This window comes from Flagellimonas algarum, from assembly GCF_040513375.1.
In the GTDB taxonomy this organism is placed as follows: domain Bacteria; phylum Bacteroidota; class Bacteroidia; order Flavobacteriales; family Flavobacteriaceae; genus Flagellimonas_B; species Flagellimonas_B algarum.
Window position 1 is genome coordinate 668,013 of sequence record NZ_JBEVTG010000002.1, and the last position, 24,062, is coordinate 692,074.

Consider the following 24,062-nt stretch of genomic DNA (forward strand, 5'->3'; position numbering starts at 1 on the left):
GCTGTGCAGTCGTTAGGTTGAAATCCTCGCACTATGTAACACACCTATTTGCGAAAAAACAACCGTAATGACAGCATTTGAAAAATTAGGGCTCCAAGAGTCCCTTTTGTCGGCTATTGCCGATATGGGTTTTGAAACCCCTTCCGAAGTACAGGAAAAAGCCATTCCCATTCTTTTGGAAAGTGAAACTGATTTGGTCGCCTTGGCACAGACCGGAACGGGAAAAACAGCCGCCTTCGGCTTTCCGTTGATCCAAAAAATACAGGTCGAAAGCCGTACCACACAAGGGTTGATCCTTTCCCCTACCCGCGAACTTTGTTTGCAGATCACTAATGAGTTACAATCGTATTCGAAATACGAGAAAGGACTGAATGTCGTGGCCATTTATGGTGGGGCAAGCATTACCGAACAGGCGAAACAGATCAAGAAAGGGGCGCAGATCGTCGTGGCCACCCCAGGCCGTATGAAAGACATGATCAAACGGGGTATCGTCGATATCTCGAAAATCGACTACTGCATTCTCGACGAGGCGGATGAGATGCTTAACATGGGCTTCTATGAAGACATCAAGGATATTCTTTCGAATACCCCTGAAGAGAAATCAACCTGGTTGTTCTCGGCCACCATGCCGAAGGAAGTAGCCACCATCGCCAAGAAATTCATGCACCAACCCCAAGAAATTACAGTCGGTGCGAAAAATGCGGGGGCGACAACCGTGCAGCATGAATATTATTTGGTCGGAGGCCGGGATCGGTATGCCGCCTTGAAGCGATTGGCCGATGCCAATCCGGGAATTTTCTCCGTGGTGTTCTGCCGTACCAAACGGGATACGCAACGTGTCGCTGAAAAACTCATCGAAGACGGGTACAACGCCGGGGCATTGCATGGCGATTTAAGCCAGAACCAGCGTGATTTAGTGATGAACGCCTTCCGAAAAAAACAAGTGCAGATGTTGGTTGCCACCGATGTGGCGGCCCGGGGTATCGATGTCGACGATATCACCCACGTAATCAACTACCAGTTGCCCGATGAGATCGAAACCTATACCCACCGAAGCGGACGAACCGGCCGTGCAGGAAAATCGGGGATTTCGATGGTCATCGTTACGCGTAGTGAATTGCGTAAGATCAAAGCCGTCGAAAAGATCATCAAGCAGTCGTTTATCGAAAAGAAAATCCCCACCGGCATCGAAATCTGTGAAATACAGCTGTACCATTTGGCCAATAAAATCAAAGACACCGAAGTCAACGACGAGATTGAAGGGTATCTACCGGCCATTCACGATGTATTGAACGGCGTGGATCGCGAAGAGCTTATTAAGAAAATCGTCTCGGTCGAATTTACCCGCTTTTTCTCTTACTACAGCAAGACCCGCGACCTCAACCAAAACGAAGAGCGCAAAGAAAGGCGTGAAAAGGGTGACAGCGGTTCTCATGAAGCCAGTGACGGATCGGTCCGGTATTTCATCAATGTCGGCGAACGCGATGGTTTTGATTGGATGTCGTTGAAAGACTTTTTAAGGGATGCCCTTGGTTTGGACAAAGACGATATCTACAAAGTAGACACCAAAGACTCGTTCTCCTTTTTCAATACGGATGGGAAACTGACCCCACTGGTCATGGAAACCTTTACGGATTTCAAAGTCGACGGTCGGTTCATCAATGTCGAAGTATCGAAAAATCCGGGACGCAGTGGCGGAAAACGGAAACGCGACCGTTTTCGTGGAGGCCGTAAACCAAAAGGATCTTTCGGCGGACCTAAAAAAGGCGGTGGAGGGCATCGTGGCAAGCGCAACAAAGGCTTCGTTTAGTTAATTGCGTCTTAAAAAGCTGCGCAAACCGGCAGATTTTGTTTGTTTTGTACCTTAGTGTTCAAATTGCTGCATGAAGAAACTTTTACCCCTTGCCTTTTTCTTGGTTTTCGTTCTTGCCAAAGCGCAAGAGGCCGAACTACCTTCACAAGAACTTACGGCGACCGTGGTAAACGCGCAGACCGAATTTCCGTTGGAAAGCGTACACATCATCAACTTGAACAAGGTCATCGGTGCAATTACCAATCCCAATGGTAAGTTCACCATCAACGCTTCGGTCAATGACACCTTGTACCTGACTTTTTTAGGTTTTAAATCACAAAAAGTACGGGTGACGAACGACATGTTCAAATTCGAGGATACTAAAATCGCCATGACCGAATTGGCCTATGCCTTGGAAGAGGTTATCGTTCGCCCCTATCAACTGACGGGCTATCTTGAAATCGATGTCAAGAACCTTCCGGTCAATAACGCCTATCAATACAGCATCTCTGGTCTGAACAAAAGTTATGAAGCAGGAAACAAAAATCCAAGTGCCGTAACCAAAGTGCTCGGGGCGATCCTTAATCCGGCCGATTTGTTGCGCAATCTGTTCGGTAAAAAACCCAAGCAAATGCGCAAGCTCCGTCAAATGAAGGAGGATGATGAAATCCGCAACCTGTTGGCTTCCAAGTTCGATCGCGAAACCCTAACCCAATTGCTTCAGATCGAGAAAGTCGATATCGAGGATATCCTGAACAACTGCAGCTATTCCAAGTCCTTCATCCAAAATGCCAACGACCTGCAGATCCTTGATGCCATTAGCAGCTGCTACGAGGAGTACAAGGTCTTGAACCGAGGCTAGTCTTTTACCTTCTTCCGGTCCAAATAAATTTTAGATTTCGGGCAGCATTTTATAGTTTTAGGCAAATTCCTCAATAATGAAAAAACTACTTATCGCTATGTCGATAGTGTCATTCCTGTTCGGATGTAACAAAGTCAAGAAGGAAACCCCCAAAGAAACCGTAGTACAAGAAGACGTATCGCCCATACCCACAGCACCTTTCGTTTGGGAAGGTGCCAACGTGTACTTTTTATTGACCGATAGGTTCAATAACGGAAAAACGGAAAACGACGTCAATTTCGGACGCACCGACTCGACCGCGGTCTTACGCGGATTCGAAGGCGGCGACATCTTGGGTATCACCAAAAAAATTGAGGAAGATTACTTTACCAACCTGGGGATCAATGCCATTTGGTTTACCCCTATTGTGGAACAGATCCACGGTGCCACCAATGAAGGTACGGGCAATACGTATGGCTACCATGGGTATTGGGCCAAGGATTGGACAGCCATCGATCCGAACTTCGGCACTAAAAAGGAATTGGAAAACCTGGTCAAAGCCGCCCACGCCAAAGGGATTCGGGTCTTACTTGATGTGGTGCTCAACCACACAGGACCTGTTACCGATATGGATCCGGTCTGGCCTTCCGATTGGGTGCGTACGGAACCGGCCTGTGAGTTTACGACTTATGAGAACACCACGGCATGTACTTTGGTGAAAAACCTTCCCGATATCCTGACCGAATCGGATGAGCCTGTCGAATTGCCTGATGCCCTTTTGGCCAAATGGAAAGACGAAGGCCGATTGAGCCAAGAACTTGACGAACTGCAATTGTTTTTCGAGCGCACTGGTTACCCTAGGGCGCCCCGTTTTTATATCATCAAATGGTTGACCGACTACATCAACGATTTCGGGGTTGACGGCTTTCGGGTCGATACTGTGAAACACGTCAATGAAAATGCCTGGGGCGAATTGCAGAAAGAAGCCGAATACGCCTTTCAAACCTGGAAGAAAAAGAATCCGGATCGGGTGTTGGACGAGCTGCCCTTCTACATGGTGGGCGAGGTATACAATTACGGGATCTCGACCGGTCGTCTTTATGATTTCGGTGACAAAGAGGTCGACTATTACGATAACGGCTTCACCAGCTTGATCAATTTCGAATTGAAGACCGATGGGGACAAACCCTATGAGGAGATTTTCAAAAAATACAACGGGTTGCTGAACACCAAACTGAAAGGTAAAAGTGTCTTGAACTACCTCACTTCACATGATGATGGGAGCCCGTATGACAAGGAACGCGCCAAACCCTATCGAGCCGCGAACGTGTTGTTGCTGACTCCTGGGGCCTCGCAGGTATACTATGGCGATGAAACCTCAAGACCCTTAATCATCGGGGGTACCGAAGGTGATGCCACACTCCGTTCGTTTATGAATTGGGAAGACCTTGACTCGGTGCCCGCCGTGCAGGACATTCACGCGCACTGGCAGAAACTGGGCCGTTTCAGGGCCAACCACCCTGCGGTGGGTGCGGGCAAACACAAACGCCTGGCCAGCAAGCCCTATGTGTTTTCACGCACGTATGTCAACGGCGATTACAAAGACAAAGTCGTTGTGGGACTCGACCTACCAAAAGGTAAAAAATCCCTTTGGGTCAAAGGCTTCTTCGGTGACGGCACGACCCTGTACGATACCTATTCGGATACCCAAGTGGTGGTCAAAAACGGAAAAGTGGCCCTAGAGAACGATTACGATATTGCCCTTTTGGAGCTTTTGGAGTAGTAGTTCATTGATGCGAATGTAAAGCCATTCGATTGCCTTCGGAATCCAAGAAAACCCCCATATAACCGACCGATTCACTGATCATGGTCTTGGGTTTGAGTACTTGGCCGCCGGCCGCTTCGACACGACTCAATTCTTGCTGTACATCCGAACTCGAAAGGTAAATCAACACGCCCTCTGAACTGCTGGGTTTATACCATTCAGGATGTTGGATCAAAGATCCTGAAGCTCCTGGTTTGCCTTGGGCAAACGGAAACCATCCCATCAGGGTACCGTTGAAATCGTGCACTGCAATCTCAATATCCAAAACCGTTTCATAGAACTTTTTGGCCCGTTGCATGTCCGTTACCGGAATTTCAAACCAGCTTACGCTATTCATTTCCATATCTCAACTTGGTTTAGTTCTCCATTAGGGCCTTCAAGGAATCCAATCCCTCTTCAAAGTCCTTTCCCACCATCTTATCCATACTCATAAAAAGCATCATGATACTAAACGGAAACTTGTTCTTACCCGAAAAACCCCAAGTCACCTTGGTCTGTCCCTCTTCAAGGGCTTCGGTTATGAAGTAGCAGTCCGATTCCGATTTCCAGGGTTTCAAGAAACGGAGCTCCCCTTCGATCCGTTCCCCATCGATGATCTTGGTGATTTCTTGTTCCCCTTCGCCAACTTCCTTGTTTCCGTTCCAATAGCTGACCGAACCCACTTCCCCATCGGTTCCCCGAAATTCTTTATGCATGTTGGGGTCTTTTTTGGCCCAAGGCGACCACTCATCTTGTCGCTTTAAGGATTTCAAAACATCAAAAACCTGTTGTTTGGGTCGATTGATGGTGATGGATCGTGAAACATCATAGGTCTTGGGGGCGATCAGGGCCAAAAAAAGGACCAAAAGTACGATCGCGCCGACAATATAGAGTGCGGTAATCATGTTCGTTTGATTTAGTGGTTCCCCTTAAATGTACAAAAAAGCCTATTTTGAATGGTAACGTTCGATAATCCCTTCCACATTCTTGATCGACTTTTTAGTCCATTCCAGTCGTTTTTCGAGGATTTCTTCGGGATGCAGCTGCCAGGGCAGGTTGGAGTCACGCAGTTGGGCGCTGAGCCTCTGAATGAGGATCGCTGCTGAAACGGAAACGTTCAGGCTTTCGGGAAAACCCACCATAGGTATGGTCAAAAACGCATCGGCCCTTTCTAAAACAGCCGCGCTCAGGCCTTCCTTTTCCGTTCCGAAGAACAAGGCGGTCGGGGCATCGATCTGAAAGGAATCCAAGGAGACCGAACCATTGTAGGGTACGGTGGCCACTATGCGATACCCTTTCCGTTTCAAGGCATCCAAACAGCTGACGGCATCGGCATATCGGGTCACATCGACCCATTGCTCAGACCCCATCGCAATGTTCTTGTCCAAGCGATCTTCGAAACGATCCTCGACTACATGTACTTCTTGGATACCAAAGGCGTCACAGCTCCGGATGATCGCACTGGTGTTGTGCAATTGAAAGACATCCTCAATGGCCACGGTCAAAAGCTTCGTGCGTCGCGACAGCACCTCGATAAAGCGCTGCCGGCGCGCTTCGGTGAGAAAATCAGCCTCCAAATACGCCAAAAGATCGGTGTCCATAAAAAACAAGATAACAAAAATCGAAAAGCTTATTTTTGGAACTATGGCAAAACAACGCATCGTCGTATTGACCGGGGCCGGCATGAGCGCTGAAAGCGGGCTCAAGACCTTTAGGGATGCCAACGGGCTTTGGGAAGGGCATGACGTCATGGAGGTCGCATCACCCCAAGGTTTCGCGAACGACCCCGAACTGGTATTGGAGTTCTACAACCAAAGGCGTCGGCAATTGCTGCAAGTCGCCCCGAATGCCGGTCATCTGGCCTTAAAGGATCTGGAAACCCATTTCGAGGTTGAGATCATCACCCAGAATGTCGATAATCTACACGAGCAGGCCGGAAGCAGCAACGTGCTCCATCTCCATGGGGAATTATTGAAAGTGCGGAGTACTGCCGATGAATCCTATGTTCTTGATTGGGAAAAGGACCTTCATTTAGGCGATGTTGACCCCAACGGGCATCAGTTACGGCCACATATTGTTTGGTTCGGTGAAATGGTGCCTTTATTGGAACGCGCCATTGCCATTACCCAAACGGCCGACATCTTGATCATTATCGGTACCTCGATGCAGGTTTACCCTGCCGCCAGTTTGGCAAACTATGCCCCTGCCGGAATCCCAATGTACTTTATCGATCCTAAACCGAGTGTTGACGCCCATGCTTTCGACCAGTTGCGCGTCATCGCCGAACCGGCGACCAAAGGGGTACCGGAACTGGTTACTCAGCTATGTCATAGCGCGCCCTAGCTTGCTTTGCCCAAGCGATCAGGCTTTGGATCTGTGCTTCGCTCAGACGGGCATCAGCATGCGTCCAGGTATATTCGTCCAAGGGCATTTCCCCTTCTTCGACTTCTTCGATAAGCTCATCCAGCTTATGATCTTTCTTCTTGATCGAATAGCTGGCCCAAGATGAAAAGTCCAAATGCTCTTTACCTTCCTCAACATGGTGGTCGAGCCAAAAGGCCACGGGGGCGAATTGGTTGTACCAAGGATACTCCGTATGGGCACTATGGCAATCGTAACAAGCGGTTTTCAACAATTGCTTTACTTCGGCATTCGGTTGGGTATCGGTCTCGAAGGCAGCAACGTAGTCGGTGGCTTCGGTCTGGTTTTTTTCAGGTTTGAAGAATTGTAAGATGACCAAGACCACTAAAAGGGCCAGGCCTATTTTTTTTGCTATTTTCATTGATGCGGATCGTTTCGTCTAAAATACGGCATTTATGACCAAAGCCACTTTACAACGGGAATTAAATTCAGGCCGCCTGACCATGGAGCGTCGCGATCGTTTGGTCAAGGTGGTTTTGGCGCATCCTGAGCTCATCGGCCCATTGTTGGAGTTCATCGCCCAAGAAGACCAAGAAGGCACCTTCAACGCCAGCTGGGTGTTCGATAATGCGGTTCGCAAAGGGCTGCATCCGCTATTACCGCACCTGGATCGCTTTACCGAGATCGTCCCTTCACTGGTTTCCGAATCCTGCATACGCCCAATGGCCCATTGCTGTGAACTCTTGGTCTTGGCCTATTTTAAAAAGAAGGATGACAGCGTTCGAAAATACATGAACGAGACCCATCTTGAGGTCATTGCGGCTACGTGTTTCGATTGGTTGATCGGCACACATAAGGTCGCCGCCAAGGTGTTTGCCATGACGAGCTTGTTGTATTTGGGTCAAGCCTTCGATTGGATCCATGCAGAACTTCGCCCGGTTCTGGAAGCGACCATTGCCCAAGGTACCGCGGGGTACAGGCATCGGGCCAAAAAAACATTGGACCAACTGCATGCCTGGGGGCGTTAAACTTGCGTGGTTTGAGTATCTTTGCAGCTTTCCAACACCCGCGATATGTCGTTGAACCAACTGAATGCCATCTCTCCCATTGACGGGCGATACCGCAATAAAACCGAAAAACTGGGTGCCTATTTTTCAGAAGAGGCGCTGATCAAATACCGTGTACTGGTCGAGATCGAATACTTCATCGCCCTTTGTGAACTGCCTTTACCGCAATTGCAGGGTTTTGATTCCACCAAGTTCGAAGCCTTGAGGACGATTTACCAGGACTTCGATGCTTCGGATGCTGAAGCCATCAAGACCATCGAGCGAACGACCAACCACGATGTAAAAGCGGTCGAATACTTCATCAAAAATGCGTTTGACGCCCTTGGTTTGGAAGAATACAAGGAATTCATCCACTTCGGCTTGACTTCGCAAGATATCAACAATACGGCCATCCCGCTTTCGATCAAAGCGGCCATGAACGATTGTTATGTACCCCTATATTTCGAATTGTTCGAACAATTGCAGGCCTTGGCTACCGAATGGGCCGATATTCCGATGTTGGCGCGAACCCATGGTCAACCGGCCTCTCCCACCCGACTGGGCAAGGAAATCGAAGTCTATGTTGAACGGTTGAAGCAGCAATTCGATTTGTTGAACGATATACCTAGTGCTGCGAAATTCGGTGGCGCCACGGGAAATTACAACGCCCACAAGGTGGCCTACCCCGATGTGGATTGGAAGGTCTTCGGAAAAACCTTCGTACAAGAAAAGTTGGGGTTGCACCATTCGTTTCCGACCACACAGATCGAACACTACGACCATATGGCGGCCTTGTTCGACTGTCTGAAAAGGATCAATACGATCATCATCGATTTGGACCGGGATATCTGGACCTATATTTCGATGGATTATTTCAAACAAAAGATCAAAAAAGGGGAAGTCGGCTCTTCGGCCATGCCCCATAAAGTGAACCCGATCGATTTTGAAAATTCGGAAGGCAACCTGGGTATTGCCAATGCCCTTTTCGAACATCTTTCGGCCAAGCTTCCGATTTCACGGCTGCAACGCGATTTGACCGACAGCACCGTTTTGCGTAATGTAGGCGTACCGTTCGCCCATACGATGGTCGCTTTTCAGGCGAGTTTGAAAGGATTGGGCAAGTTGGTCTTGAACGCCGCCAAATTCGAAGCCGATCTCGAAGCGAATTGGGCCGTAGTCGCAGAAGCCATTCAGACCATCTTGCGACGCGAAGGCTATCCGAATCCGTATGAAGCCCTAAAAGGACTGACCCGAAAGAACACCAAGATCACCCAAGCGACCATTGCTGAATTCATCGACGGTCTTGATGTCTCCGAAACCATCAAAGCCGAACTGAAACAAATAACCCCGGCAACGTATACCGGGGTCTAGAACAAAACAAACACAGAGGCTTAGCCTTCTTTGTGGATTTCGACTTGGTGTGGGTATGGAATTTCGATACCCGCTTTGTCAAGCGCCAATTTGGCACCTTCATAAGTAGCAAAGTATACATCCCAATAATGTTCCGGTTTACAGAAAGGACGTACCGCAAAATTCACGGAACTGTCAGCCAATTCCAAAACGTTTACCGAGGGTGCCGGATCTTTCAAGACCAATTCGTTGGAGGTCAACACTTCGAGCAGTACCGCTTTCGTCTTTTTGATATCCTCCCCATAACCGACCCCGATGACGGTGTCGACACGGATCTTTCCTTCGGCGGTATAATTGATGATATTTCCGTTGGCCATGGCCCCATTCGGAATGATGGCCAATTTGTTTTCAGGAGTGGTCAATTTGGTGGTAAAGATCTCAATTTCCTTCACCACGCCCAGTTCGCCCTGGGCCTCGATCAGGTCACCGATCTTATACGGTTTGAAGATCATCAGCAACACCCCGCCCGCGAAATTCGATAGCGAACCTTGAAGGGCCATACCAACGGCAAGGCCAGCAGCGGCAAGAACGGCTGCGAAGGTGGTCACGTCGACTCCTAAAGTCGAAATAACGATAATGATCAAAAGCACTTTCAGTGCCCAAGAAGCCAAGTTCAACAAGAATTTTTGCAACGATTCGTCGTAGTTGCTCTTCGACATCACCTTACGCGCGGTACCGACGATCCTTTTAATGATCCACGATCCGATGATAAAGATGACAATGGCCCCAACGACCTTGAGTCCGTATTCTGAAATGAAGTCAATCCCTTTGTTGATCCATAGTTCTGCGTTTTCCATAAAATGTGGTTTAGAAGTTAGTGTTTCCTTTAGGTAGACACTAAGGTACTAAGAAGGTCACATTTTCGGTTTAGCAAATGGTTAAAACAAAAAAATCCCGATCGGAAAAACCGATCGGGATCTTTGGGTCAGTTGGTTTTGGTTATCCTTTTAAGAACTTTCCGATTTCACCCAAATCCGCCCCATCATAATCCGACTTTTGAATAGCCTGCATCAATTGCACGATGTGGGCTGGGTTCATATCCTTCCCCAAGACCCGCACCACGGCGAATCCTTGTTCTTTACTATCCCCATAGATGATGACCTCATCGATGGCGTTCTCATCACCAAGATACTTGATGACCCCTTTGCCGTACTGTGAATTGATCTTCATCAGTTCAACGAAGTCCTCGTTCTTCAAGATTTCCTTGATCTTCGATTTCTCCATCTTGTAATCCGCTTCATTGGTCTCGGTCTTTCGAAAGGCCAACAAATTGAATTTACGGAGCGATTCGACCGCTTCTTTTTGGGTATCGGTCAGGTCGACCTCATCCATTTTCAAGATGCTTGCCGGAATGTCCAAGGAGATGAAATTCGGATTCTCTTGGTTATCGACGTAATATTCCTGTAGACTCTGTTGGGAGGCACAAGACCCCAAGGCCATGGCTACGATCACTAAAAGGCTTTTTACTAAATATTTCATTGCTGCGTTATTGATTGATTTCTAATTGATTTGTAGTGATTACCTGGGTTTTGTTACGTTTCTTAGGGTGGATTTTACCGCTTTTTTTCCACTTTTTTCAATTGTTTGGGCATGTTCATCTTATTGACCAAAGCCCCGACCTTGTTTAGGTCAATATCGCCTGTCATGGTCATCAAGACGGTTTCGAAATGGGGCCTGTCTTTTTTGCCATCGACCCCGGTGACGAACATCAAGAGTTCAGAGACATGATCGGCATCCTTTCCGGTCTTGACGTAGAAACGCACGTTGGTATCGCCGTCCCTGACCTTCATCAACTCTTCTAAAGTCGAAGATTTGACGTATTTCTTCATGGCAGCGGCCATATCGGCCGATGCTTTTTTGTCTTCCGAAACGAAGACTTTGATATTATCGATGCTTTTGGCCAAATCGATGAAATCGCGGGTGTCTTGGTCCGCATCATCGGCAGACATGCTGGCAACGATGCCCAACATTCCTTTGTTTACGGTTACCGAACCGATGTTATCCGCGTTTTCGAAACGATCGAAAACCGATTGGGCCATGAGCATGGATGGGAGCAGGATCAAGACTGCAATAAGTGATTTGATGGTATAATGTCGCATTGTTCGTTGTGATTGATGTGATTTTGGTGTTTTGAAAAACAGTGGCGGCCCCTACCGGCCGCACACTGTTAGGTATCAACTTAAACTACTCTTGTTTTCCTGCCTTGTTCAACTCTTCGGGCAGGTTCATTTTCTTGGTCAATGAGTTGATTTTGTTCAAATCGATGTTGCCCGTCAAGGATAGCAAGACCGTCTCGAACTTTCGACCATCGGCTTCGACTTCTTTCAAACCGGTGACGAACATCAACAGCTCGCTGACGTGATCGCTGTCTTTTCCTTCTTTGATGTAGAACTTGACATTGGCATCTTTGTCTTTTACCCGCATCAATTCGGTCAAGGAAGAAGCCTTGAGGTATTTGTTCACCGAAGACTTCATGTCGGCACCGATACTGGCGTTGTCGGTGGTAAACACCTTCAAGCTCTTGACGCTTTTGGCGATGTCCATAAAATCTTGTGCTTCGGGATCATCGACCTCCACATCGATTTTGGCCAACAGGTTGAACATGCTTTGGTTGACCACTACGGAGGTCACATCGTCAAGTTCTTCGTATTTGTCGAACAACGACTGTGAAAAGCCGAATAGTGGTACTAAAGCAACCAATAGAATTAAGATATTCTTTCTCATCTCTTTACGTTTTAATTTTAATTTTCGTTATAAATTTTGGATTTCGCGGCTTCGAACTCTTGCAGATACCCGGCCATCTTGGTTTTAGTGGCTTCGTATTCTTGCAGATAGGCGATACTTTGAGTGCCTTTTCCGAAATTTTCGGCAAGGAGGTTCAAAGCCTTTTTGGTCTCTTGGTAAGCGATTCTCGCTTTTTCCCTTTCGACCTGCTTGATTCGGTATTCGTTACCGAAATAGACGCCAAAGGACAACACGACAGCGGCTGCTACGGAAGCCCATCTATAGCTGAACTTTTTTCTGGGTTTTACAGGCTCCGTTAGGGTTGGTAGCTTGGTGTAGCGTTCCTCTTTGGCATTGGAAAAATAATTGAACATCGGACGGTATTGCTCGAACTGTGGTGCTACCTCCTCGCCCTCGAAATAGGCCCTTAGGGTAGTTTCTTCAGCAACGCTCGTCGTGGCCTCAAAATATTTTTCCAATAATTTTTCTATGTTTTTAACCGATTCCATAGCTGTGTTTTTCCATTAATTTTTCACGTACCGCCTTTCGGGCCCTTGACAAGGTAACCCGCACCGCAGTGGGCTTCATACCCAACATTTCCGATATCTCCTCAAAATCATAATCTTCGATATCGCGCAATTGCAGTACCATTTTTTGTTGTTCGGGCAGTTCATCCATAATCCGCGCTACCCAGTCCACACTATCTTCAGCCTCCAGTTGTTTTTGCAAGGAGGTGTTTTCGTCACGATAGTTGCTGTGTACCAATTTTAGATTACCGGCCTGTTTCGACTTCAATCGATCCAGACAAAAGTTCTTGGTCATCGTCATGGCAAAGGCTTCGACACTTTTATACTGCTCGATCGATTCGTTCTTCGACCACAGCTTCATCAGGATCTCCTGTGTAGCGTCTTCGGCTTCTTCACGCGAGACGAGCAACCTTTTGGCCAATCGGTACAACTTATCCTTAAAAGGCATTACAACTTTTAAAAACTCGCTTTGTTGCATGGGTTGGTATTGTTATTTGTAGTTCGAATTTGCGACCTACAACATGATGACGACACTGATTTAAATTTGTTACAAAAATTATGGATTCTTTTCAGATGTCGCTATTTTAGGGTTTTCGTTGTGCAAATTGTTATAGGAATAGAAAACCCTTTCCCGTTTTGGAACGCTAATTGCAGCAACGACTAAAAACACGCTATGAAAAAGTACTTTTCCCTCCTCGCGGCCTTGGCTTTGATCTTCTCGGCTTGCAACAATGATGATGATTTGACCAACGGCGATACCCCTGACCCGACCAATAATCAAGTCACGGTACAGAATTTTATGTGGCAAGCCATGAACTTTTGGTATTTCTGGCAAGCCGAAGTTCCCGACCTCGCCGATGATCGTTTTGGCTCGGATCAAGAATACACCGATTTCTTGGCGGCCACTCCAGATCCGCAAACCTTTTACGACAACATCCAATTCAACGAGGATCGGTTCAGCTTTTCGAACCAGGATTATACTACCCTGGTCAACAATTTGAACGGGGTTTCTAAAAGCAACGGCCTGGAGTTCGGCCTGGTATTCTTTGACAACAATGTCGACATCTTCGGTTATGTGCGCTATATCGTGCCCGGATCCGATGCCGCTACCAAAGACATAGAACGGGGTGACATCTTCACCCGGGTCGATGGGCAGCAGTTGAATGCCGACAATTACATTTCATTGTTGTTCGGAGATAACGACACTTATACCTTGGGGCTTGCAACCATCGACAACGGTACCATTACCGATACGGCCGAAGAAGTGAGCCTGACCAAATTGGAAGGTTTGGTCGAAAACCCGGTCTTCGTGGCCCAAACCTTGGATGTCAACGGGCAAAAAATCGCCTATTTGATGTACAACGGGTTTACCCGCGATTTCGATGACGAACTCAACAACGCCTTTGGGCAATTCGTGGCCGATGGGGCGACGGATTTGATATTGGACGTGCGCTACAACCCAGGCGGGTCGGTGAATTCTTCGCGATTGTTGGCCAGTATGATCTATGGGGCCAATACCAACGACCTCTACATCAGACAACGCTGGAATGCCAAGATACAGGCCCAACTAAGCGATAACCAATTGGAAGATTATTTCGCCAGTTCGGTGAACGGGTCGACCTTGAACACCTTGAACTTGAACCGGGTGTACGTATTGACCAGTGGTCGTACGGCCTCGGCCAGTGAGTTGGTCATGAACGGTTTGGATCCTTATGTGCAGATCATCCAAATCGGCGAAACTACCCGGGGTAAGAATGAATTCTCGATTACCTTGGTCGATGACGCGGCCAACAATTACGTATACAGCCAATCGCGTGAAAATGAGATCAACCCGACCAACAGCTGGGCCTTGCAGCCTTTGGTCGGTCGTAACGAGAACGCCAACGGTTTTTTTGATTATACCGATGGGCTGGCACCTGACATTAACTTGGAAGAGGATTTCGGAAACCTCGGTGTGTTGGGTGATGTAAACGAACCTTTGTTGGCACGGGCCATTGAAGAAATCACCGGCGTTTCGTCCAAGATTGGGCAACAACGAGAGATACCCCGCTTATCGGCAGGACCCCAATTGGTCACCCCGGGTAGGGATTTGATGCTGTTGGACAAAGACATTCGATTCGAATAAAAAAAGAGCGGCCGAGGCCGCTCTTTTCTTTATAGGTTGATCTGCACCCCAAGCCGTAGGTTGCGGCCCCGGGTGGTGAAACCAGCGATTTCAAAATATTCTTCATTGAACAGGTTCTCCACGTTCAAAAAAGCGCGGACCTGCGCATTGAATTGATAGGAAGTGTAGAGCCCGAACAGATTGAAGGCGTCGAAATTGACGTTTTCGCTAATTCCGAAATCGATATCTTGTCGACCAGCATTATGTTGGAAGTTCAAAGAAGCCATCCACTTCTTGCTTAGCGTGAAATCCAATCTACTATTGACCTTGTTTTTTGGGACTCGAAGCAACTCCAGGTCACTCGATTCGGTAAAAGTGTAATTCGCCACCCATTGAAGTTCAGGTGCGAGTTGTGCGGCTAACTCGACCTCGAATCCATTGACATTAATGACATTCTCAACATTTCGATATTGAAATTCAAAGGTGTCTGGATCGACGACTTCGAATGCGATGAAATTTTCTTCCTTACGATCAAAATACAAGGCCGATAATCGCAATTTAGTACTCGGCCGATATTCGAAACCGATTTCAAAGGTGGCATTCTCTTCGGGGTCCAAATCAGGATTGGGTCCAAAAGCCCCGAACAATTGAGACAGGTTGGGGGCTATAAAGGAGGTGGCATACGAGCCAAAGAACTTCAAATAGCCCTCTTGTACCTTGAAGCGATACGAAGGGTTGAAGTTATAGACGAGATTGCTGCCGTATTCGCTGTGGTTATTCAATCGCGCCCCCACATTCAGGTTCAAACCGAAATCGGATACATAGACCACATTGGCATAAGGATCTACCGTTGTGGTCGCTTCCTCGTTTTCGAATTCGGTTTGCTGGTCGATCAGGTTCAACCCCACAATGGTATGCCATTTTGAAGCAATGATGTATTTGTGGAACAGATCGAAGGTGAAGGATTCCGAATCGAATTGGGATGGAAAGGCCGAAATGAATTGCCGATCGATCTTGTTAAAGGCCGCATTGAAATGCAGGCTCCCACTGCCGTAATCGTAAACCGAACCCAATTGATAGCGTAACTGTTCACTTTTGGAGCGATTATCGGCATCTTCTACGGGGAATCCGTTGTCAAAGGCGAAGTTCATTTCATCATAGTAAAACTTCAACGAGGCCGAAAAGGCCGAACTGAATGCATAGCCCAAGCCCAGACTGGCGTTGTTTCGATTAAAAGGGTCCGATTCGGTACCCACCGCTGCCGAAAGGCCATTGGTGTTCTGGTTGCTGAAGGAACCGTCTACTCGAAATTTACCTTCACGATACCCGAGATTGACCGCATTCGAAAAATCGTTGATCTCGAAATTCTGGTCATCGGCCGATTGGTTGGTTCCCGCACTCGACGTCAGGTTCACCGACCACCCCGGTTCCGAAGCTTTTTTGGTCGTGATGTTGATTACCGCGGTGGCCGCGGCATTTCCGTACAAGGTAGACGCTGCCCCCTTGATGATCTCGATTGACTGGATTTGCGACAGGTTTAAAAGGCGTAAATCGAAATTGGCTGTGAGGCTTGAGGGGTCCAACACCTGAATACCATCGATCAGCATCAGTACTTGTCGATTATTTCCTCCCCTACTGAACAAATTAATATCCTGGCCGGCATTGCTGCGGCTTCCGGAGAGTTCGAACCCAGCCTGGGTGTTCAAGAGTTCGGCCAGGGTCTTGCCCTGGTTGCGTTGGATCTCAAGGCTGTCGATCTTGATGACCGTCCTTCCTGAATTCTCACGTTTTATGGCAAAGCGGCTGTCGGTGACCACCACTTCGTCCAATTGATTCACGGCCACGCTGTCTTGTTGTGCCGTTACGGTTGCGCTGAATAGCGCTAGGGTACATAACCCCCAAAGGTTGTTCTTCATTTGTTTTTGTTTGCTCGGAAAAGCCATATGTGTGCCATATGCAAACTTCTATCCCGAAAGTTTCACATTCAGTTCGAATAAGGCAGGTCTCCTGGCTTACCAACGTCTATTGGCCTTCCCATTTCAACGAAACAGTGGCATTGCGGAAACAGACGCCCCAAACTGGGTGCCGCGTCAGCGGCAGGGTTTACAGTTGCGGGAACAGCTTCGGTCTTGCACCGAATTCCCTTTTAATCGGATCGCAACAAGCGACCCGAACCAAATTCGCGACGAATGTAAGCAATTCCAATTTTATTTTCGGTTGGAAAATAAGCTTACTTTTGAGGTCATGATGCGACGACCCCACCTACGCCTCTTCTTACTCGCCCTTATGGCGGTACTGGGCTTGCAATGCAAGCCCAAAAACAAACCGGAACCGCCGGTCACAGCATCGACCGACCAAACACTACAACATGCCACAGGGTTGCGACTTATCGAGCGTGAGGGGTTTACCGAAGTACGCGTTTCGACCCCTTGGCCCAACAGTGATAAGACTTACACCTATGCCTTCGTACCCAAAACGAAGCTAGCGACCATGACCTTTGCCGCCGATCACTACGATGCCATCATCGGCACGCCGGTCGACCGCTTGATCGCTACCAGCTCGACCCACATACCGGCCTTGGAGGCCCTTGGGCTCTTACCGAATCTGATCGGTTTTCCCGATACCCGTTACATTTCCTCCAAAGCGGCACGCCAACGGGTCGAAAACGGCAACATCACCGAAGTGGGCATGAACGGCCAGCTGAATACCGAATTAGTGTTGAACAACACCCCCGATTTGATCATCGGTTTCGGAATTGACAATCAAAACAAACAGTACCAAACCCTGCAAGCCGCCGGTATTCCGGTGGTCTTCAACGGCGATTGGATGGAAATGACCCCCTTGGGCCGGGCCGAATGGATCAAATTCTTCGGGGTGCTTGCCGAAAAACAGACCGAAGCCAACGCGCTGTTCGAACAGATCGTTGCCGATTACCAAAAGGTGCGTGAACTGGCGGCGACCGCCACCGAACGGCCAACCGTATTGAGCGGTGCCCTATTCAAGGATGTGTGGTACCTACCCGCCGGTGAGAGCTGGGGTGCCCGCTTTGTGGCCGATGCCCATGCCGAATACCTCTGGAAGGAGACCAAAGGCAGTGGCAGCCTCTCGCTCAGTCTCGAAAAGGTGTTTGAACGTGGGCGTGATGCCGATTTCTGGATTGCTCCCTCACAGTTCACCCGCTATGCCGATATGGAAGCGGATAATACGCTGTATGCCAATTTTGAAGCCTTCAAAAACCGGCAGGTACATACCTTTGCCAATACCAAGGGGGACACCGGGGGCATGCTGTATTACGAATTGGCCCCGCAACGCCCGGATCTCGTACTTCGTGATCTGGTCAAGATATTTCACCCCGAGCTGTTGCCCGACCATCAACCCTATTTTTTCACCCCTTTGGAATAATGGCCTTTCGTCCGTCATATCGCCTTTCCTTTATGGCCCTATCGGTCGCCTTGCTGGTGATGGTTTTGGTGAACATCAGCTTGGGATCCGTCACCATCCCCTTTACAGAAACGCTAAAGGCCTTGATCGGGCGACCGGTCAGCAACCCGTCTTGGGAACTCATCATTTGGGAATACCGTCTGCCCAAAGCCTTGGCCTCGATTTTGGTAGGGGGCGGCTTGGCCGTCAGCGGCTTGCTGATGCAAACCTTTTTTCGAAACCCCTTGGCCGGACCTTTCGTGCTAGGCATCAGTTCTGGGGCCAGTCTGGGGGCCGCGATCTTGATTTTGGGTGCAGGTGCCCTCTTTGGTGCCTCGACCGTGGGTTGGGTCGGTGACGTACCCTTGGTATTGGCGGCCAGTATGGGCAGTGTCTTGGTGCTTTTCGTCGTATTGGTGGTCGCGAACCGCGTTCGTGATACCATGGCCTTGTTGATCATCGGGCTGATGTTCGGCAGCATCACTTCGGCCGTGGTCAGTGTTTTGGCCTATTTTTCGAGTGCCGAGGCCCTACAACGCTACGTCTTTTGGTCCTTCGGTAGTGTGGGCGACCTGAGTTGGTCGCAAATCGGCTTGCTGGCAGCTTTGGTGCTTATAGGCTTGCTGCTGACCTTGGTGTCGACCAAGACCTTGAATGCCCTACTCTTGGGCGAACGTTATGCGCAAAGTCTGGGGGTCGCCTTGAAACGTTCGAAATACACCATCATCGCAGCGACCGGCATATTGGCCGGAAGCATCACCGCATTTGCCGGACCGATCGCTTTTGTCGGCCTCGCCGTACCCCATTTGGCGCGACAGTTGTTCGATACCACCCGGCACCAGGTCTTGTTACCAGCGGTATTTCTATATGGGGCCCTACTGCTCTTGGTCTGCGATAGCATCGCGCAATGGCCGAATTCGGCGGCGGTATTGCCCATCAATGCGATCACCTCGATTGTCGGTGCGCCGGTGGTCATCTGGTTGTTGGTCAAAAAAAGACGGTTTTTGTTTTGAGTATGGAAATAGCCAATATCATCACAGTTTCCCAATTGGGTATCGGCTACGGGGGCAACCCCCTGATCGAACCGATATCCCTTTCTTTGGATCAAGGGGAACTCTGTGGCATCATTGGTGGCAATGGCATCGGAAAATCGACGCTATTGCGTACCCTCGCCGGCTTACAACCCAAATGTTGGGGTAGCATCTCATTGCAAGGTAAGGCTCTTGAAACGTATTCGCTGCACCAATTGGCCCAACGTCTTGCAGTGGTCTTGACCGACCCTTTGGCCTCTAAAAACCTTCGGGTGCAAGATCTTGTGGCCTTGGGGCGACAGCCCTATTCCGATTGGCTCGGAAGGTTGACGGAAAAAGATCGCGAAATCGCCCAAGACTGCATGGCCCTCTTAGACCTGCAAGCCTTGCAAGATCGCCGATGTGCCGAGCTCAGCGATGGGCAGTTACAGCGGGTGCTTATCGCACGGGCCATGGCCCAAGACACGCCCTTGATCTTGTTGGATGAACCCACCAGTCATTTGGATCTCTATCACAAGGTCTCCATTTTAAAACGATTGCGAGAGCTGGCCCATGTACACCGTAAAACCATACTATTTACGAGTCATGAGGTCAACTTGGCCCTGGAACTTTGCGACAAACTCCTGATCTTGGATGGAAATGGCAATCCGTTCGGTGCCGTGCCGGAGCTTTTGGCGAGTGAAAGTTTGGCCACCCTTTTCCCAGATGATAGCCTCCGATTCGACCCAAAAACAAAACGGTTTATTTTGAACCGATAGACGGCTTGGCTACTTGCTTTTCTGAAAGTGAAAAGCAGTATCTTTAGCTTTAGAAGGGAACCCATGAGTGAAAGTTTGATCATCTTACTAGTGGCCTTGGTGGCCATCGCCATCGGCATCGTGGCCGGTATGTACCTGCAACGTTTGAAGAGCGGTTCGAAAGACGCTATTTGGGACGAGCGGGAGCAACAATGGAAACAGACCGCGTCGGATCTGAAAGGCAAGTTGGAGGCCGCCCATGAGACCAATCGGCAACTGCAGTTCGAAAAAGAACAGCAGGGCCTTGAGCTGGTCAAACGCCAAGCTGGCATGGAAAACCTGCAGCGCATCAATACCGAACAGCGCGAGGAAGTCGAAAAACTGCAACAAAAATTCACCAAGGAATTCGAAAACCTGGCGAACAAGATCTTGGACGAGAAGAGCAATAAATTCACGGAGCAGAACCAAAAGAACATCAAGCTCATCCTGAATCCGCTTCAGGAAAAAATCCAGCGTTTCGAAAAGAAGGTAGAGGAGTCACAAAAGGAGAATATCAGTATCCACTCCGCCCTAAAAGAACAGTTGCTGCATTTGCAAAACCAAAACCTTAAGATCACCCAGGAGGCCGAGAATCTGACTAAGGCCCTTAAAGGGGATAGCAAAATGCAGGGAAATTGGGGGGAATTGGTCTTGGAACGGGTGTTGGAAAAATCCGGTTTGGAAAAAGATCGCGAATATAGCGTACAGCAAAGTTTTACCCGCGAAGACGGTTCACGGGTCATGCCCGATGTGATCATCCACCTTCCCAACGGGAAGAAAATGGTAGTCGACTCCAAAGTCTCGCTGACCGATTACGAACGCTACACCAATGCCGACGAAGAAGAGCGACCCAAATATTTAAAAGAGCACATCAACTCCTTGAGACGGCATGTCGAACAGCTTTCGGCCAAGAAATACGAAGACCTCTATGAAATGGAGAGCCCGGATTTCGTCTTGCTCTTCGTACCGATAGAACCGGCCTTTGCCATTGCCATCAATGAAGACAATTCCTTGTACAACAAGGCCTTTGAACAAAACATCGTCATCGTGACCCCGGCCACCCTATTGGCGACCCTCCGCACGATCGATACCATGTGGAGCAACGAGAAACAACAACGCAATGCTATCGAGATCGCCCGGCAAGCGGGTGCCCTTTATGATAAATTCGAAGGTTTCGTGACCGACCTCACCAAAGTGGGCAAAAAGATGGACGAGGCCAAGAACGAATACCGCGGGGCCATGAACAAGCTGGTCGAAGGACGGGGCAATATCGTGACCAGTATCGAAAGGCTCAAGAAAATGGGGGCCAAAGCCAAGAAATCGATCCCGGAACCCATTTTAAAACGGGCCGAGGAAGACGACCTCCAACAATCGACCTTGGAACTATAAGCCATGAAGAAGTTTAAATCGGTCGATGAATCACGGGTATCCATTACGGAGCTGATGCTTCCTGCCCACTCCAATTTCGGGGGCAAGGTGCATGGGGGCTACATCTTGAATTTAATGGACCAAATCGCATTTGCCTGCGCTAGCAAACATTCACAACAATACTGTGTCACCGCTTCGGTGAACCGGGTCGATTTCCTGAACCCGATCGAGGTGGGTGAGTTGGTCACCCTCAAAGCGAGTATCAACTATACCGGCAAAACCTCTATGGTGGTCGGGGTACGCGTAGAATCGGAGCACGTTCGTAGCGGAAAGACCAAACATTGCAATTCGTCCTACTTCACCATGGTCGCCAAAAATAAAGAGGGGAAAAACGTCAAGGTACCAGGTCTGCTGCTCACCGATAAGGAAGGGCTGCGTCGGTTCGCTCGCAGCGTAGAGCGCAAGAAAACCGTTTACCAACGCGATTCGAAATACCACAATGAAAAAGTAAAGATCAAGGAATACCTCGACCTTCTAGACGATGAAAACGTCAAACTGGATCTCGACTAGCAGCTTTTCCCCATATCGGCCAGGCCCCAGTCCTGCATACTGTCAATGATAGGCAGCAACCCCTTGCCATACTTTGAAATAGCGTATTCGACCCGAGGCGGTACCTCGGCGAAGACCGTACGATCCACAATGCCATCGGCCTCAAGCTCACGCAACTGGTTCACCAACATCTGTTTGCTGATATCGGGGATGGCCCGACGTAGCATCGAAAAACGGTTGCAGTCTTTTCGGATCAAAAACAAGATGACCGGCTTCCACTTGCCGCCGATCTTGTTCAAGCAATGGGTCACCGGACAGCCATTCGGGTTGAAATCTTTCGTTTTTCTTACCATACTCAATGGTCTATTTTTTTATACTATATACAAAAAACAAGACTTGTATTCTTATTTAGACAATGATACGTTTTTTTGGGCTTTAAATCATATCTCATGAAAAAATCAATTCCGGCCTCCCTTCTGATCATTCTCGGTCTGTTGGCGGTTCCGGTAAAATCTCAGCACATGGAAAACACAAGAGCAAAAGCAAAACGAATGGTCGAAACCCCCAAGAGTCTGAAGGAAGTAAAAGCCTATGCCCTAGGGGAATGGCAAAGCCTGTCCGTAGAACTGCGACCTACCGAGGACCGCAGCGGCAGCGGCGTCGTACAACCCACTTTTTTGAAACGGCATTTTACCTACCATTCCGACGATCGCTTTACGGGCACCATCACCCTCTTCGCCGACAACTACGGTAGCTTGCCCTTGATGGAATTCGAATTCAAAGGGGATCTGGTCTGGGGAGCAGCCCATCCAATTGCCGAGGGGGCCTATAAAATCGATTATGTGCTGAACGGCGGTTTTGCGGTCACCCCTTTGAGCGAACAGTCCGCCGCCCTTTTGAACAGCGGTTTGCCCGAAGGCATGACGCCCTTCATCGCCCATGAAAAGAAGGATATTCTGGGCAAGGCCTTCCCGATGTTCCATATCGTCGAGGGCCAGATCGTTTCCGATTATGACCTCATCTACTTCAAAAACGGCCTGCTCTTTATGGGGGCCAAGCATGTCGATGGCACCCCCTTTGACAAGGTAGAAAACAGACCCCATCAACTTCAAATTCCGTTGGAACGTGTCTACTAAATCGCAATCGGTGGTCGATAAAAAGTTGGTTTTGCCCCGATGGTGGTATCTGCTACCGGCTTATCTGACCCTCTGGACGGTCGTCTTCAGCGTCTATGGCTATGTGGATGGAAATGGGATGATGGAAGTTTTCGGCATCGATACCGGTGGTGCCAGCGATTTTATCTTGTTGAACTCAGCTGGGCGCTATATCGCCCTTGCCGTTGCTTTGGTCTTGGGGGTATGGGTCTTTCGTACCTATCACAGTACGTTGACCGCCTTGCTCGCCCGTTTCGCCATGGATTTGATGGATGTATGGGCAGGCTATCAGAGTGGCGTGCTCAGCGATGTGTCGGGCGTGGTACAATCCATGGCACTGTTTCTGCTACCCAACCTGGTATCGCTCTATTTCCTCTGGTATTATTATCGAAAAAGAATGCGGGTTACTACCGCTTAAGCCCCGCCTGCTGCAGCCTTGTCTAAAAACCAGATCAGCTCGCCGGAGTCAGGGGCCACCAAACTCGCCGGGAGGGCTTCATAGCCTTCTTGGCGGTCTTTGATGCAACGGAACTTTTCGGTCTTTGCCTCCCCGGTGACCAAAAAGACCACCGTTTTTGCGGTATTGATGACCTTGCCATTGATCGATACCCGTTGTTGTCCGGATTCAGGATGGGTAGCCACCACGCAGTGATCTTCGGCATGCCACAAATCGATCTCATGCGGGAAGATGGAGGCGGTATGCCCATCGTCGCCCATGCCCAAGAGCACCAGGTCGAACTGTGGTACACCCTTGACCCGGTCTAAGTTGATTTCCAACAAATTGGCATAACGCATGGCTTCACCCTTGGGGTCGTTTTCCCCCAATACGCGATGGATGTTTTCCTTTGGAACATCGATCTTTGAAAAAAGGTGATCGACCGTCATCTTGTAATTGCTCTCTGTGTCGGTCGGCGGTACGCATCGCTCATCCCCCCAATAAAAATGAAGGGTCGACCAATCGATGGTTTCCCCGAAGGTATCGGCCAAGATATCGAAAATCAATTTCGGGGTGCTCCCGCCCGATAGGGCGATATGTACGCTTTCCTTTCCTTTGACGAATTCAGCGAAATAGGCGGAAAACGCTTCAGCTACCGCTGTTTTATCTTTTTGGATCTTTAATTCCATGTGCAACTGTTTTTTGATTGGATTATGAAA

The 24,062-nt window shown here is 48.9% G+C and carries 27 protein-coding genes and 1 riboswitch; of the genes, 14 read left to right on the forward strand and 13 right to left on the reverse strand.

Going from position 1 to position 24,062, the window contains the following annotated elements; genetic code table 11:
• Window positions 1–67: 67 nt before the first annotated feature.
• From ABV409_RS10310 to ABV409_RS10320, 3 genes are all read left to right on the forward strand, one after another.
• On the forward strand, window positions 68–1,810 hold the full coding sequence (locus tag ABV409_RS10310; RefSeq protein ID WP_353877506.1) for a DEAD/DEAH box helicase: 1,743 nt from the start codon (window positions 68–70) through the stop codon (window positions 1,808–1,810).
• 73 nt (window positions 1,811–1,883) lie between these two features.
• Window positions 1,884–2,654 carry a carboxypeptidase-like regulatory domain-containing protein gene (locus ABV409_RS10315; RefSeq protein ID WP_353877507.1) on the forward strand — a complete coding sequence of 257 codons (771 nt, stop codon included), beginning with the start codon at window positions 1,884–1,886 and terminating at the stop codon, window positions 2,652–2,654.
• A 76-nt stretch (window positions 2,655–2,730) separates the two neighbouring features.
• A complete protein-coding gene (locus ABV409_RS10320) occupies window positions 2,731–4,416 on the forward strand; it encodes an alpha-amylase family glycosyl hydrolase (RefSeq protein ID WP_353877508.1) in 1,686 nt (561 codons plus the stop codon).
• A 4-nt stretch (window positions 4,417–4,420) separates the two neighbouring features.
• Here the strand turns inward: ABV409_RS10320 and ABV409_RS10325 are convergent, their stop codons facing one another.
• Genes ABV409_RS10325 through ABV409_RS10335 form a run of 3 tightly spaced genes read right to left on the reverse strand, consistent with a single transcriptional unit; the run spans window position 4,421 to window position 6,038 of the window.
• On the reverse strand, window positions 4,421–4,801 hold the full coding sequence (locus ABV409_RS10325; RefSeq protein ID WP_353877509.1) for a VOC family protein: 381 nt from the start codon (window positions 4,799–4,801) through the stop codon (window positions 4,421–4,423).
• Between the two features lie 13 nt (window positions 4,802–4,814).
• Window positions 4,815–5,342: an SRPBCC family protein gene (locus ABV409_RS10330; RefSeq protein ID WP_353877510.1), complete on the reverse strand. Its 528-nt coding sequence runs from the start codon at window positions 5,340–5,342 to the stop codon at window positions 4,815–4,817.
• Between the two features lie 42 nt (window positions 5,343–5,384).
• Window positions 5,385–6,038, reverse strand: a complete 654-nt coding sequence (locus ABV409_RS10335) for a TrmH family RNA methyltransferase (RefSeq protein WP_353877511.1) — start codon at window positions 6,036–6,038, stop codon at window positions 5,385–5,387.
• Window positions 6,039–6,081: 43 nt separating this feature from the next.
• On the opposite strand from ABV409_RS10335, the gene ABV409_RS10340 reads away from it, so the two are divergent.
• Window positions 6,082–6,780 (forward strand): SIR2 family NAD-dependent protein deacylase, encoded by a 699-nt coding sequence (locus ABV409_RS10340; protein ID WP_353877512.1) that lies wholly within the window; start codon window positions 6,082–6,084, stop codon window positions 6,778–6,780.
• Here the strand turns inward: ABV409_RS10340 and ABV409_RS10345 are convergent.
• Window positions 6,752–7,219, reverse strand: coding sequence for a heme-binding domain-containing protein (locus ABV409_RS10345; RefSeq protein WP_353877513.1), 468 nt, complete (start codon window positions 7,217–7,219; stop codon window positions 6,752–6,754). The two genes, ABV409_RS10340 and ABV409_RS10345, sit on opposite strands and share 29 nt — an antisense overlap.
• Window positions 7,220–7,253: 34 nt before the next feature.
• Between ABV409_RS10345 and ABV409_RS10350 the strand changes: the two genes are divergently transcribed.
• Both ABV409_RS10350 and purB read left to right on the forward strand, forming a co-directional pair.
• Window positions 7,254–7,826, forward strand: coding sequence for an adenylosuccinate lyase (locus ABV409_RS10350; RefSeq protein ID WP_353877514.1), 573 nt, complete (start codon window positions 7,254–7,256; stop codon window positions 7,824–7,826).
• Window positions 7,827–7,871: 45 nt separating this feature from the next.
• Window positions 7,872–9,215 (forward strand): adenylosuccinate lyase, encoded by a 1,344-nt coding sequence (gene purB, locus ABV409_RS10355; protein WP_353877515.1) that lies wholly within the window; start codon window positions 7,872–7,874, stop codon window positions 9,213–9,215.
• Between the two features lie 20 nt (window positions 9,216–9,235).
• On the opposite strand, the gene ABV409_RS10360 is transcribed toward purB, so the two are convergent.
• The 6 genes from ABV409_RS10360 to ABV409_RS10385 all read right to left on the reverse strand — a co-directional run bounded on the left by ABV409_RS10360 (window position 9,236) and on the right by ABV409_RS10385 (window position 12,983).
• On the reverse strand, window positions 9,236–10,051 hold the full coding sequence (locus ABV409_RS10360) for a mechanosensitive ion channel family protein (RefSeq protein WP_353877516.1): 816 nt from the start codon (window positions 10,049–10,051) through the stop codon (window positions 9,236–9,238).
• Between the two features lie 142 nt (window positions 10,052–10,193).
• A complete protein-coding gene (locus ABV409_RS10365; RefSeq protein ID WP_353877517.1) occupies window positions 10,194–10,733 on the reverse strand; it encodes a DUF4252 domain-containing protein in 540 nt (179 codons plus the stop codon).
• 74 nt (window positions 10,734–10,807) lie between these two features.
• Window positions 10,808–11,353 (reverse strand): DUF4252 domain-containing protein, encoded by a 546-nt coding sequence (locus tag ABV409_RS10370; protein ID WP_353877518.1) that lies wholly within the window; start codon window positions 11,351–11,353, stop codon window positions 10,808–10,810.
• An 85-nt stretch (window positions 11,354–11,438) separates the two neighbouring features.
• Window positions 11,439–11,978 (reverse strand): DUF4252 domain-containing protein, encoded by a 540-nt coding sequence (locus ABV409_RS10375; RefSeq protein WP_353877519.1) that lies wholly within the window; start codon window positions 11,976–11,978, stop codon window positions 11,439–11,441.
• Between the two features lie 17 nt (window positions 11,979–11,995).
• Complete coding sequence (locus ABV409_RS10380; protein WP_353877520.1) at window positions 11,996–12,487, reverse strand: hypothetical protein; 492 nt, start codon at window positions 12,485–12,487, stop codon at window positions 11,996–11,998.
• A complete protein-coding gene (locus tag ABV409_RS10385; RefSeq protein WP_353877521.1) occupies window positions 12,474–12,983 on the reverse strand; it encodes an RNA polymerase sigma factor in 510 nt (169 codons plus the stop codon). Before ABV409_RS10385 ends, ABV409_RS10380 begins: the two co-directional genes overlap by 14 nt.
• Before the next feature lie 195 nt (window positions 12,984–13,178).
• On the opposite strand from ABV409_RS10385, the gene ABV409_RS10390 reads away from it, so the two are divergent.
• Window positions 13,179–14,630 (forward strand): S41 family peptidase, encoded by a 1,452-nt coding sequence (locus ABV409_RS10390; RefSeq protein WP_353877522.1) that lies wholly within the window; start codon window positions 13,179–13,181, stop codon window positions 14,628–14,630.
• A gap of 29 nt (window positions 14,631–14,659) precedes the next feature.
• On the opposite strand, the gene ABV409_RS10395 is transcribed toward ABV409_RS10390, so the two are convergent.
• Window positions 14,660–16,525: a TonB-dependent receptor plug domain-containing protein gene (locus tag ABV409_RS10395; RefSeq protein ID WP_353877523.1), complete on the reverse strand. Its 1,866-nt coding sequence runs from the start codon at window positions 16,523–16,525 to the stop codon at window positions 14,660–14,662.
• 64 nt (window positions 16,526–16,589) lie between these two features.
• Window positions 16,590–16,803: riboswitch (cobalamin riboswitch) on the reverse strand.
• A gap of 50 nt (window positions 16,804–16,853) precedes the next feature.
• On the opposite strand from ABV409_RS10395, the gene ABV409_RS10400 reads away from it, so the two are divergent.
• The 5 genes from ABV409_RS10400 to ABV409_RS10420 all read left to right on the forward strand — a co-directional run bounded on the left by ABV409_RS10400 (window position 16,854) and on the right by ABV409_RS10420 (window position 21,774).
• Window positions 16,854–18,011 (forward strand): ABC transporter substrate-binding protein, encoded by a 1,158-nt coding sequence (locus ABV409_RS10400; RefSeq protein ID WP_353877524.1) that lies wholly within the window; start codon window positions 16,854–16,856, stop codon window positions 18,009–18,011.
• 32 nt (window positions 18,012–18,043) lie between these two features.
• The gene (locus ABV409_RS10405; protein WP_353877525.1) at window positions 18,044–19,042 is read left to right on the forward strand and encodes a FecCD family ABC transporter permease; all 999 of its coding nucleotides are present in this window, start codon (window positions 18,044–18,046) and stop codon (window positions 19,040–19,042) included.
• A gap of 2 nt (window positions 19,043–19,044) precedes the next feature.
• Window positions 19,045–19,818 (forward strand): ABC transporter ATP-binding protein, encoded by a 774-nt coding sequence (locus ABV409_RS10410; RefSeq protein ID WP_353878166.1) that lies wholly within the window; start codon window positions 19,045–19,047, stop codon window positions 19,816–19,818.
• A gap of 63 nt (window positions 19,819–19,881) precedes the next feature.
• Window positions 19,882–21,225 (forward strand): DNA recombination protein RmuC, encoded by a 1,344-nt coding sequence (locus ABV409_RS10415; protein WP_353877526.1) that lies wholly within the window; start codon window positions 19,882–19,884, stop codon window positions 21,223–21,225.
• 3 nt (window positions 21,226–21,228) lie between these two features.
• On the forward strand, window positions 21,229–21,774 hold the full coding sequence (locus ABV409_RS10420) for an acyl-CoA thioesterase (protein WP_353877527.1): 546 nt from the start codon (window positions 21,229–21,231) through the stop codon (window positions 21,772–21,774).
• Here the strand turns inward: ABV409_RS10420 and ABV409_RS10425 are convergent.
• Window positions 21,771–22,106 carry a winged helix-turn-helix transcriptional regulator gene (locus ABV409_RS10425; protein WP_353877528.1) on the reverse strand — a complete coding sequence of 112 codons (336 nt, stop codon included), beginning with the start codon at window positions 22,104–22,106 and terminating at the stop codon, window positions 21,771–21,773. The genes ABV409_RS10420 and ABV409_RS10425 overlap by 4 nt on opposite strands.
• A gap of 168 nt (window positions 22,107–22,274) precedes the next feature.
• Between ABV409_RS10425 and ABV409_RS10430 the strand changes: the two genes are divergently transcribed.
• Window positions 22,275–22,889 (forward strand): hypothetical protein, encoded by a 615-nt coding sequence (locus ABV409_RS10430; RefSeq protein ID WP_353877529.1) that lies wholly within the window; start codon window positions 22,275–22,277, stop codon window positions 22,887–22,889.
• The gene (locus ABV409_RS10435; RefSeq protein WP_353877530.1) at window positions 22,879–23,325 is read left to right on the forward strand and encodes a hypothetical protein; all 447 of its coding nucleotides are present in this window, start codon (window positions 22,879–22,881) and stop codon (window positions 23,323–23,325) included. The genes ABV409_RS10430 and ABV409_RS10435 overlap by 11 nt, the downstream gene beginning before the upstream one ends.
• Here ABV409_RS10435 and pgl read toward each other — a convergent pair.
• A complete protein-coding gene (gene pgl / locus ABV409_RS10440) occupies window positions 23,322–24,032 on the reverse strand; it encodes a 6-phosphogluconolactonase (RefSeq protein ID WP_353877531.1) in 711 nt (236 codons plus the stop codon). The genes ABV409_RS10435 and pgl overlap by 4 nt on opposite strands.
• Window positions 24,033–24,062 lie beyond the last annotated feature (30 nt).

What these genes read in the sequence shown, in the direction of transcription:
- ABV409_RS10310 (WP_353877506.1), top strand. Translation starts at nt 68, where the DNA reads ATGACAGCATTTGAAAAATTAGGGCTCCAAGAGTCCCTTTTGTCGGCT.
- ABV409_RS10315 (WP_353877507.1), top strand. Translation starts at nt 1,884, where the DNA reads ATGAAGAAACTTTTACCCCTTGCCTTTTTCTTGGTTTTCGTTCTTGCC.
- ABV409_RS10320 (WP_353877508.1), top strand. Translation starts at nt 2,731, where the DNA reads ATGAAAAAACTACTTATCGCTATGTCGATAGTGTCATTCCTGTTCGGA.
- ABV409_RS10325 (WP_353877509.1), bottom strand. Translation starts at nt 4,801, where the DNA reads ATGGAAATGAATAGCGTAAGCTGGTTTGAAATTCCGGTAACGGACATG.
- ABV409_RS10330 (WP_353877510.1), bottom strand. Translation starts at nt 5,342, where the DNA reads ATGATTACCGCACTCTATATTGTCGGCGCGATCGTACTTTTGGTCCTT.
- ABV409_RS10335 (WP_353877511.1), bottom strand. Translation starts at nt 6,038, where the DNA reads ATGGACACCGATCTTTTGGCGTATTTGGAGGCTGATTTTCTCACCGAA.
- ABV409_RS10340 (WP_353877512.1), top strand. Translation starts at nt 6,082, where the DNA reads ATGGCAAAACAACGCATCGTCGTATTGACCGGGGCCGGCATGAGCGCT.
- ABV409_RS10345 (WP_353877513.1), bottom strand. Translation starts at nt 7,219, where the DNA reads ATGAAAATAGCAAAAAAAATAGGCCTGGCCCTTTTAGTGGTCTTGGTC.
- ABV409_RS10350 (WP_353877514.1), top strand. Translation starts at nt 7,254, where the DNA reads ATGACCAAAGCCACTTTACAACGGGAATTAAATTCAGGCCGCCTGACC.
- purB (WP_353877515.1), top strand. Translation starts at nt 7,872, where the DNA reads ATGTCGTTGAACCAACTGAATGCCATCTCTCCCATTGACGGGCGATAC.
- ABV409_RS10360 (WP_353877516.1), bottom strand. Translation starts at nt 10,051, where the DNA reads ATGGAAAACGCAGAACTATGGATCAACAAAGGGATTGACTTCATTTCA.
- ABV409_RS10365 (WP_353877517.1), bottom strand. Translation starts at nt 10,733, where the DNA reads ATGAAATATTTAGTAAAAAGCCTTTTAGTGATCGTAGCCATGGCCTTG.
- ABV409_RS10370 (WP_353877518.1), bottom strand. Translation starts at nt 11,353, where the DNA reads ATGCGACATTATACCATCAAATCACTTATTGCAGTCTTGATCCTGCTC.
- ABV409_RS10375 (WP_353877519.1), bottom strand. Translation starts at nt 11,978, where the DNA reads ATGAGAAAGAATATCTTAATTCTATTGGTTGCTTTAGTACCACTATTC.
- ABV409_RS10380 (WP_353877520.1), bottom strand. Translation starts at nt 12,487, where the DNA reads ATGGAATCGGTTAAAAACATAGAAAAATTATTGGAAAAATATTTTGAG.
- ABV409_RS10385 (WP_353877521.1), bottom strand. Translation starts at nt 12,983, where the DNA reads ATGCAACAAAGCGAGTTTTTAAAAGTTGTAATGCCTTTTAAGGATAAG.
- ABV409_RS10390 (WP_353877522.1), top strand. Translation starts at nt 13,179, where the DNA reads ATGAAAAAGTACTTTTCCCTCCTCGCGGCCTTGGCTTTGATCTTCTCG.
- ABV409_RS10395 (WP_353877523.1), bottom strand. Translation starts at nt 16,525, where the DNA reads ATGAAGAACAACCTTTGGGGGTTATGTACCCTAGCGCTATTCAGCGCA.
- ABV409_RS10400 (WP_353877524.1), top strand. Translation starts at nt 16,854, where the DNA reads ATGATGCGACGACCCCACCTACGCCTCTTCTTACTCGCCCTTATGGCG.
- ABV409_RS10405 (WP_353877525.1), top strand. Translation starts at nt 18,044, where the DNA reads ATGGCCCTATCGGTCGCCTTGCTGGTGATGGTTTTGGTGAACATCAGC.
- ABV409_RS10410 (WP_353878166.1), top strand. Translation starts at nt 19,045, where the DNA reads ATGGAAATAGCCAATATCATCACAGTTTCCCAATTGGGTATCGGCTAC.
- ABV409_RS10415 (WP_353877526.1), top strand. Translation starts at nt 19,882, where the DNA reads ATGAGTGAAAGTTTGATCATCTTACTAGTGGCCTTGGTGGCCATCGCC.
- ABV409_RS10420 (WP_353877527.1), top strand. Translation starts at nt 21,229, where the DNA reads ATGAAGAAGTTTAAATCGGTCGATGAATCACGGGTATCCATTACGGAG.
- ABV409_RS10425 (WP_353877528.1), bottom strand. Translation starts at nt 22,106, where the DNA reads ATGGTAAGAAAAACGAAAGATTTCAACCCGAATGGCTGTCCGGTGACC.
- ABV409_RS10430 (WP_353877529.1), top strand. Translation starts at nt 22,275, where the DNA reads ATGGAAAACACAAGAGCAAAAGCAAAACGAATGGTCGAAACCCCCAAG.
- pgl (WP_353877531.1), bottom strand. Translation starts at nt 24,032, where the DNA reads ATGGAATTAAAGATCCAAAAAGATAAAACAGCGGTAGCTGAAGCGTTT.